The organism is Microbulbifer okhotskensis, from assembly GCF_023895975.1.
Lineage (GTDB): Bacteria > Pseudomonadota > Gammaproteobacteria > Pseudomonadales > Cellvibrionaceae > Microbulbifer > Microbulbifer okhotskensis.
In genome coordinates, this window is record NZ_JALBWM010000584.1 from 1 (window position 1) to 215 (window position 215).

1 pseudogene is annotated in these 215 nt (G+C 60.0%); it reads left to right on the top strand.

Annotated features, from left to right (window positions below):
* A pseudogene (locus MO867_RS23355) lies at window positions 1-199 on the top strand (riboflavin synthase); the annotation flags it as partial.
* Window positions 200-215 lie beyond the last annotated feature (16 nt).

Below are 215 nucleotides of genomic sequence, written 5' to 3' on the forward strand. Positions count from 1 at the left end.
GGCACTCAATGGCTACAGCCTCACCATTGGGGAGGTGCAGAACGGCCAGTTCAATGTCTATCTGATTCCCGAAACCCTGGCGGTTACACGCTTTGGCAGCGCCCGGGTGGGTGAACGCGTCAATCTGGAAGTCGACCCGCACACCCAGGCAATAGTGGATACGGTGGAGCGCTACCTTGCAGCGCAGCCGAAGGACTAGGAGGCTGCCGGAACTC